A 6126-nucleotide genomic window follows, 5' to 3' on the forward strand; every position below is an offset into this window, starting at 1 on the left:
GTATGATTAATAAATTCTAATCATTGTTTTCTTCGTTTTCGGGCTCAGGTCCAACTGTAACTTTAACCTTTAGAATCCTCCTGGCATCCATTTCAAGAACTTTAAAAGTATAACGTCCGAACACGATTTCCTCGTTAAGTGAAGGGAACTCGCCCTTAACTGCCAAAATAAAACCTGCCAACGTTTCAGCATCATCAGAAACTTCTTCAAATTCATCAGGATTGGTCTTCATTATCTTATAGAAATCAGACAATAGGGTTTTAGCTTCAAAGATATAAACATCGTCAGAAACTTTAACGTAAGTCCTTTCCTCATCATCATACTCATCGTTTATTTCGCCTACTATCTCTTCTATTATATCCTCCATTGTCACTATTCCTGATGTGCCACCAAACTCATCAACCACTATAGCCATGTGGACTTTATTAGTCTGAAAGTCACGCAACAAATCATCAATCATTTTTGTTTCAGGAACAAAAAAAGCTGGACGTATAAGCTTCCTCCAGTTGAATTCATCACCTTTTTCCAGATAAGGCAGCAGGTCTTTGATATACAAAACACCTTTCACATTATCCCTATTATCCTGATATACAGGAATACGTGAATATCCATTCTCAACTACGCATTTCAGGGCGTCTGAGAAAGTCGAATCAATATCAAGATCCACCATATCCAAACGCGATGTCATCACCTCTTTTGCAGTTTCCTCGCCAAAGCGTATGATACCCTCCAACATATTGCTTTCTTCAGAAATTTCATCTTTATCCGTAAGCTCAAGAGCTTGTGAAAGCTCATCCACAGAAAGTCCCTGAGGCTTTTTATAGGCAATTTTATTAATAAAGACTGTTGAGCGAACTAATACAGACGAAATCGGTTTGAATACATAACTTAAAACACTAAGCACAGGAGCCGCACGCCTACTAAAGGCAAGAGCATTCTGAGCAGAATAAATTTTAGGCATTATTTCCCCAAAGAGAAGCAATAGAAATGTAAGAATAACCGTAATTACCAAAAATTCGAGTAATCTCGAACCTCCAAAATCGATGACAGAGGCAAAGAAATAATTACAAAGCATTATAATCATCACGTTGACGAAATTATTTGATATTAAAATCGTCGCCAACAGTCTTTCAGAATCGGCCAATAATGATTTTATGCGTGTATCTGAACTGTGCTTCTCCTCTTCAATATCGCTTAAATCTGATGGCGTCAAAGAAAAGAACGCTATTTCAGATGCCGATACGAAGCCAGAAGCATAAAGTAATAATAATGCTAAAATCAAAGCAATGACAGCTCCTGCATCAGGAGCTGTAACGGTCACTCCGTTAAATAAATCCGCCAAGCGGCATAAATACGAATCCGGATCCAAAGAAACAAATTTTAGTTAGACATAAGTTATTTAGAAAGGCAAATCATCAGATGCCTCATCCTGTACGGGAGCTTGCTGAATCGGTTGAGCCGGTGTAGCTGCAGGCTGCTGCTGCGAAGCAAATTGCTGCCCACCCTGTTGCGCCGAACGAGGTGTAAGCATTTCTATATTATCACCGAAAATTTCGACTATGTATCTCTTCACTCCATTCTGGTCGTCATACGAACGTGAACGGATTTTTCCTTCAATATATAGTTTGTCTCCTTTATGAACGTATTTTTCTGCTATTTCCGCCAAACTTTTCCACAGAACAATATTATGCCATTCTGTACGTTCCGGAACTTGTGTTCCATTTGCCAGTGTGTAAGCACGGTCAGTTGTAGCCAACGGAAAAGTAGCCACAGCCACTCCACTATCCAGATATCTCACTTCGGGATCTTTTCCAACATTACCTATTAATTGAACTTTGTTTAAAGACATATTCGAAAGTTTTAATAATTCGCATCAAAAATATATAAAAAAAATGAGAAAACAACTATTTTCTATGATTTAATTAAACGCATACTTCTTATACGAAAGGAATACTACCATTGAAGCATTGCAGTACTGGCATAAAAGTGCCACAATACTGAATATGCAAAGCACGTCTGTGTTAAAAATGTACGCATACATTATAATAATAAAACATCAGAAATACAACTCATAAAATAGCCTGGAAGCATATTCGAAGATGAAAAAAACGCTGTGTTTCTCACTTTTTTTGTAAAAATGTCGCCAATAAATTTCTTAAAGAACGAGAAAAGCTATATATTTGCAGACCAAAAATTTAGATAAAGTATAACACAATAATTTTTTATTAGCGAAATGACTAAAGCAGATATCGTAAACGAAATTGCGAAAAAAACAGGTATCGACAAAAACACTGTACTGGTTACTTTGGAAGCGTTCATGGGTTCAGTTAAAGAATCGTTATCAAACGAAGAAAATGTTTACCTCAGAGGTTTCGGTAGTTTCGTCGTTAAGAAAAGAGCTCAGAAGACAGCTCGCAATATATCAAAAAATACCACAATCATTATTCCGGAACACAATATTCCGGTATTTAAACCTGCAAAGACTTTTACCCTATCAGTAAAGGAATAAATAAATTTAGTATTAACCCTATAAAAATTTTACAGCTATGCCAAGCGGAAAGAAAAGAAAAAGACATAAAATGTCAACTCACAAGCGTAAAAAAAGACTAAGAAAGAACAGACATAAAAGCAAAAAATAATTGTTAGTCTGTCCCGACTTCAATGAAGAACAAACTTGCAAAGAACTGTTTCAGGCTTTCAAGTTTGTTCTTTGTCTTAATTAAGAATTCAAACAATTTCTATAAAACCAAGAAAAAGTGACAAGCGAATTAGTTGTTGACGTACAACCCAAAGAGATTTCTATTGCTCTACTGGAAGACAAGAATCTGGTTGAGTTTCAGAAAGAAGAAAGAAACCTTTCCTTCTCTGTCGGGAATATGTATGTAGGCAAAGTGAAAAAACTTATGCCTGGACTTAATGCATGCTTCGTGGATGTCGGCTTCGAGAAAGACGCATTCCTTCACTATCTTGATTTGGGACCCCAGTTTTATTCTTATCAAAAGTATCTAAAACAAGTTATTAGTGACCGTAAGAAACTTTTCCCTATATCAAAGGCTACCTCAATGCCTGACATAGATAAAGACGGATCAATATCCAATGTACTCCAGCAAGGTCAGGAAGTAATTGTACAGATTGTAAAAGAACCTATCTCTACAAAAGGTCCGCGTCTTACATGCGAATTATCTTTTGCTGGAAGATATTTGGTATTAATACCGTTTAACGACAAAGTTTCTGTTTCGCAGAAAATAAAATCAAGCGAAGAAAGGACACGATTAAAGCAACTTCTTCAAAGCATCAAGCCTAAGAACTTCGGTATAATAGTTAGAACAGTGGCCGAAGGCAAAAGAGTGGCAGAGCTGGATGCCGAGCTGAAAGTATTGCTCAAACATTGGGAAGAAACCATAACTAAGGTGCAGTCTGCTACTAAACTGCCCACACTGGTATATGAGGAAACAAGCCGAACAGTGGCTATGCTGCGCGACCTGTTTAATCCATCATACGAAAATATTTATGTAAACGACGAAACCGTTTACAACGAAGTTAAAGATTATGTATCGCTTATAGCTCCCGAACGCGGGAATATTGTAAAGCGTTACACTGGTCAACTTCCCATATTCGACAATTTTGCCATCACAAAGCAAATTAAATCATCTTTCGGTAAAACTGTGTCATATAAAAGTGGCGCTTACCTTATTATTGAACATACAGAAGCACTTCACGTGGTTGATGTCAACAGTGGAAACCGTTCGAAATCAGCCAATGGACAAGAAGCAAATGCACTTGATGTAAATCTTGGGGCTGCAGATGAATTGGCGCGCCAACTTAGACTGAGGGATATGGGTGGTATAATAGTTGTCGATTTTATTGATATGAACCTTGCCGAGAACCGTCAGAAATTATACGAACGCATGTGTCAGAACATGCAAAAAGACAGGGCAAAGCATAATATCCTACCGTTAAGTAAATTCGGTCTTATGCAGATTACACGTCAAAGAGTGCGTCCTGCTATGGATGTTACAACTGATGAAGAATGTCCTGTATGTTTCGGAAAAGGTAAAATCAAACCTTCGATACTTTTCACTGACTCGCTGGAAAGCAAACTGGATTATTTGGTCAACAAATTAAAAGTGAAGAAATTCACGTTGCATATACATCCGTACGTTGCCGCTTACGTAAACCAGGGAATGGTTTCATTGAAACGCAAATGGCAAATGAAATACGGATTTGGTATCAAAGTAATTCCTAATCAGAATCTGGCAATGCTGGAATACAAATTCTACGATTCTAAAGGCGAAGAAATTGATATGAAGGAAGAATTTGAAATCAAATAATTAAGCAACCCAAAGAAATCAAAGCTGCATGGTAATCCTTAATAAGAAAAGGATATCATGCAGCTTCTTTTTTCGCCTATCGGTATTCATTTTCTTGCATCATCCAACTAAAAATGCCATCTTTGCAACCGAAACATAAATAAATAACCATAGAGACATGAAAAAAACATTATTTACTGCAGCTTTGGGAGCAATGGCAATTAGTGCAGGGGCACAGCAAATCACAGAAACAGATTTGAAAGACATACAGTCATCATTCGTAATGGATGCCTCGACAAAAGCACTTCAAAACATTATTACAAATGACGCTAACCTCAGAAAGCTTTCTCTGAACAGGGATATTCAAGGTGAGACAGACCATTATTTCAAATATAAAGTTGACGTAAAAGGAATAACAGACCAGCAACAGTCAGGAAGATGTTGGATGTTCACTTCTATGAATGTACTACGTCCATCTGTTATGAAACAATTCAACATAAAGGAATTCGATTTCTCGCATAATTACAACTATTTTTGGGACATGTTCGAAAAGAGCAATCTCTTCCTTGAAAATGCAATCGCTACAGCCGGACACGACATGCTGGAACGCGATGTTGAATTCTACTTCAGAACCCCTGTAGGCGACGGAGGTGTATGGAACCTGTTCTACAATATTGCAGAAAAATATGGTGTTGTTCCTCAAAACATTATGCCTGAAACTGCACATTCAAATAATACCACACAAATGCGTTCGGTACTGAACGAATGCCTTCGTACGGGTGGTTACGAACTTCGTACAATGGTGAACAGCAAGAAAAGTAAAAAAGAAATCACAGAAGCTAAAAAAAATATTCTGAAAGATGTTTATAGGATACTTTCACTATGTCTTGGCAATCCTCCAAGCCAGTTTGAATGGAGATACGAAACTTCTGACGGAGAAATAAAGACTTTAAAGACTACTCCCAAAGAATTCTATAATATGATTAAGCCGGAAAATTATAATCCGGAATCATACGTAATGATAATGAATGACCCTACACGCGAATATTACAAAGTGTACGAAATAGCTAACTATCGCAACACATACGAAGGTGTAAACTGGGTTTACCTTAATTTACCGAATGATGTTATCAAAAAAGCAGCTATTTCTTCTATTAAAGCCAACGAAGCTATGTATGCTTCATGCGATGTAGCAATGTACAATTCTGCTGACGGTGTTTGCCATCCGGAAATGTTCGATTATTCATCTCTCTTCGGAGTCAAACTCGATATGGACAAAAAAGCCAGAATTCTTACAAGAGAAAGCGCCTCTGCTCATGCTATGACACTGATGGCTGTTGATACTGACGAGAACGACCAACCGCTGAAATGGCAGTTTGAAAACAGTTGGGGTCCTACTGCAGGTCACAACGGATATATGACATTCACTGACAAATGGTTTGACGAATACATGTTCCGTATAGTTATCAATAAAAAATATCTTGACGATGAGTCATCAAAGGCTGCTAAACAAAAACCTATTACACTCCCGGCATGGGACTATATGTTCTAAATAGCAGAAATATAACACTAACTCAAATACAATATAATAGACAAGTATCATTTTGATGCTTGTCTATTTTATTTTAATACTTCTATTTCTTAGAATACAAACTATATAACAACAAGAAATCCCCGAAGTATCTCTACCTCGAGGATCTTTCTTTCTAAAACGGCGACTACCTACTCTCCCACTTGTACGCAGTACCATCGGCGTGACGAAGCTTAACTTCTCTGTTCGGAATGGGAAGAGGTGGAACCTTCGTGCTATAGTCAC

Annotated in this window: 5 protein-coding genes and 1 rRNA gene; 3 read left to right on the top strand and 3 right to left on the bottom strand. The window is 37.4% G+C overall.

Annotated features, from left to right (window positions below; all coding sequences use genetic code 11):
• Positions 1-16 precede the first annotated feature (16 nt).
• Entirely contained in the window at positions 17-1369 is a 1353-nt protein-coding gene (gldE, locus tag H6A27_RS01455) for a gliding motility-associated protein GldE (RefSeq protein WP_204507414.1), read from the bottom strand.
• Between the two features lie 30 nt (positions 1370-1399).
• Positions 1400-1849 carry a single-stranded DNA-binding protein gene (locus tag H6A27_RS01460; RefSeq protein WP_204507415.1) on the bottom strand — a complete coding sequence of 150 codons (450 nt, stop codon included), beginning with the start codon at positions 1847-1849 and terminating at the stop codon, positions 1400-1402.
• A 384-nt stretch (positions 1850-2233) separates the two neighbouring features.
• Here H6A27_RS01460 and H6A27_RS01465 point away from each other — a divergent pair, with 384 nt between their 5' ends.
• The 3 genes from H6A27_RS01465 (at position 2234) to H6A27_RS01475 (ending at position 5862) form a co-directional block, all read left to right on the top strand.
• Entirely contained in the window at positions 2234-2509 is a 276-nt protein-coding gene (locus H6A27_RS01465) for an HU family DNA-binding protein (protein ID WP_154042832.1), read from the top strand.
• Positions 2510-2756: 247 nt separating this feature from the next.
• The gene (locus H6A27_RS01470) at positions 2757-4331 is read left to right on the top strand and encodes an Rne/Rng family ribonuclease (RefSeq protein ID WP_204404976.1); all 1575 of its coding nucleotides are present in this window, start codon (positions 2757-2759) and stop codon (positions 4329-4331) included.
• Positions 4332-4488: 157 nt separating this feature from the next.
• Positions 4489-5862: a C1 family peptidase gene (locus tag H6A27_RS01475; RefSeq protein WP_204507416.1), complete on the top strand. Its 1374-nt coding sequence runs from the start codon at positions 4489-4491 to the stop codon at positions 5860-5862.
• Positions 5863-6019: 157 nt separating this feature from the next.
• Here H6A27_RS01475 and rrf read toward each other — a convergent pair.
• Positions 6020-6126: ribosomal RNA gene (gene rrf / locus H6A27_RS01480) — 5S ribosomal RNA — on the bottom strand; the annotation flags it as partial.

It is taken from the genome of Bacteroides caecigallinarum (genome assembly GCF_016902295.1).
Taxonomy (GTDB): domain Bacteria; phylum Bacteroidota; class Bacteroidia; order Bacteroidales; family Bacteroidaceae; genus Phocaeicola; species Phocaeicola caecigallinarum_A.

Bases quoted from the DNA above. Each gene is read 5' to 3' on its own strand.
- H6A27_RS01465 (WP_154042832.1), top strand. From the start codon at position 2,234: ATGACTAAAGCAGATATCGTAAACGAAATTGCGAAAAAAACAGGTATC.
- H6A27_RS01460 (WP_204507415.1), bottom strand. From the start codon at position 1,849: ATGTCTTTAAACAAAGTTCAATTAATAGGTAATGTTGGAAAAGATCCC.
- H6A27_RS01475 (WP_204507416.1), top strand. From the start codon at position 4,489: ATGAAAAAAACATTATTTACTGCAGCTTTGGGAGCAATGGCAATTAGT.